Annotated in this window: 1 protein-coding gene and 1 rRNA gene; both read left to right on the forward strand. The window is 33.3% G+C overall.

Features of this window, described 5'->3' with window-relative positions:
- The first annotated feature begins 265 nt into the window (after window positions 1-265).
- Window positions 266-381 (forward strand): 5S ribosomal RNA (rrf, locus tag C9J35_RS22800).
- An 833-nt stretch (window positions 382-1,214) separates the two neighbouring features.
- Window positions 1,215-2,108, forward strand: a complete 894-nt coding sequence (locus C9J35_RS22805; protein WP_107927119.1) for a patatin-like phospholipase family protein — start codon at window positions 1,215-1,217, stop codon at window positions 2,106-2,108.
- Window positions 2,109-2,475: the final 367 nt, after the last annotated feature.

The raw sequence follows: 2,475 nt of genomic DNA on the forward strand, positions 1-2,475 counted from the left end.
TGAGGTAGATAGGTTCGAGGTGGAAGTGTGGTGACACATGGAGCTGACGAATACTAATCGATCGAGGACTTAACCAAAATGTTTGAAACATTCAATGCACCGTTTATCCAGTTTTGAAAGAACAACATCTTTCTAAAAGAGGGTTTCAAGATACGAGTAGTTCAAGGAAGCAATTGAGAGAAGGAAGGAGCGTACCTAAGTACGTGACTGACTGAACGAATGAAGCTGACAAAGAAAGACGACGTATATTGAAAGCTAATAATAGTCTAGTGATGATGGCAAAGAGGTCACACCCGTTCCCATACCGAACACGGAAGTTAAGCTCTTTAGCGCCGATGGTAGTTGGGGGCTTCCCCCTGTGAGAGTAGGACATCGCTAGGCACACAAAACAGTCAGCTGAGTGCTGGCTGTTTTTTTGTTGTAAAAAACATAAAAGGCTATTTTAAAACAAGGAGAAACTATAATTGTATAGATTCTTCTTGTTTTATTTTACATTCCTGTTTGAAGAACTTGGTTTAAATGTATATGTGTAAATATATATTTTTCTACAATGACTAATAAGGGGTCAATGCACTTTATAGTATTGTACAGCAATTGTTTCTATTAATTTGATATAGAAAAGTAGAATCAATTAATCCGAAAAAATTTAATTTAAATTTTGAGGGAATTCTAGTATATCGGCTAATTTGTATTAGTGATAGTGCACGTTGTTGTTGTTTTATATAAGGGACCTGACTTAGTAGAATGTTCATTTAGTAAATCAAAATTAAGTTATTACAATTAGGGTCATTTATAGGAATTTTGTAGAAATGTGTGATCTGTGAAACAATTACGAAAGGTATTTATATAAATTGTAGTTTGAGAAAAGTAGTTACAACAGTTGAATCTATAGATCAATCGAATTGGAAACAAAAGCATTACCACAACTAGCTAAGCACGAGAGCTTGAACTTTATGGAAATGTAAGGTGTTTAAAGTAAATAAAATGTTTAAACCTAAAAGGTAACTGCATAATTTAAAATAGAGTTAATCTTTATCAATTAATAAGTAAATAGGATTGGAAAGTGTACTTAACCGTGCTGAAATTTTTTTGATTATCATAAATTCTAGAAAAGTAGAAACTATCGTTAATTTGACATCAATCTCCGTTTTAAGTTCTAATTCCATTACATAATTCTTATAATGTAAAGATTACTTGAAAAAGGAGAGGGAATTTTGTGGATTGATGGCGTTTTTTCGGGCGGAGGTTTAAAGGGTTTTGCATTGGTTGGGGCTTATCAAGTATTAGAAGATCAAAATTTCCGTTTTAAGAGAGTAGCCGGAACAAGTGCAGGGGCCATATTAGCAGCATTTATTGCTGCTGGATATAGTGGAAAAGAGATTGAAAGAATGCTAGAAGAATTAGATGTGCCTTCACTATTAGATCCTCGAAAAACATTTCTACCACTTCCATTTATGAAATGGGTTAATGTATATAATCATTTAGGTTTATATAAAGGAAAAGCCTTAGAAAAATGGTTCTTTCAAAAATTAGCGGCTAAAGGTGTTTATACCTTTGGCGATTTGCCTAAAGATTCATTGAAGTTAGTGGCATCAGATTTAACCAATGGTAGAATGATTGTATTACCAGATGATTTGCACAAATATCATATCGATGCAGAAAATTTTTCAGTTGCATGTGCTTTACGTATGAGTTGTGGAATCCCTTTCTTCTTTGAACCAGTTACTTTAAAGACCGGAAAGGGTGAATCTGTTATTGTTGATGGAGGGGTATTAAGTAACTTTCCTTTATGGATATTTGATGATGGCAATGGGCGTAAAGTGCGGCCGATAATAGGTCTTAAACTAAGTCGCCGTAGCGAAGAACAATGCCCACAAGAAATAAAAAATGGTTTAAATTTATTTGAAGCGCTATTTGCTACAATGAAGGGAGCACATGATGAAAGATATATTTCTAGAAGACACGAAAGGGATATTATTTTTATTCCTGTAGATGATTATAGTGCTACTCAATTTGATTTAAATGAAGAGACAAAGGAAACCTTACTAGAGATAGGAAGAAATCGTACTATCCAGTTTCTAAAGACTTGGCCGAGGTTCAGAATATGAAAAACTATTATCATTATAAAAAAATGATATAAACTATTGACGTGCAACAATGTAGATGTTATTATATAAAAGTTGCTGTTACGACATGCAACTACGAAAATATAAAAGTAAAATAACTGTTTGACATTATCTTAAAAACATGTTATTATATAAAAGTTAACTCTTAACGAAAGAGTTAAGGTAAATGAACCTTGAAAACTGAACAAGCAAAACGTAATCAATAACGTTTTTAGTAACTATCTTTCAGTTAGTGAACGAAACAAAATTTTGGACATCAAAATTGATGCCAGCAAAACAATTTGAGCTAATCAAATTTCTTTTATGGAGAGTTTGATCCTGGCTCAGGACGAACGCTGGCGGCGTGCCT

It is taken from the genome of Lysinibacillus parviboronicapiens (assembly GCF_003049575.1).
GTDB lineage: Bacteria > Bacillota > Bacilli > Bacillales_A > Planococcaceae > Lysinibacillus > Lysinibacillus parviboronicapiens.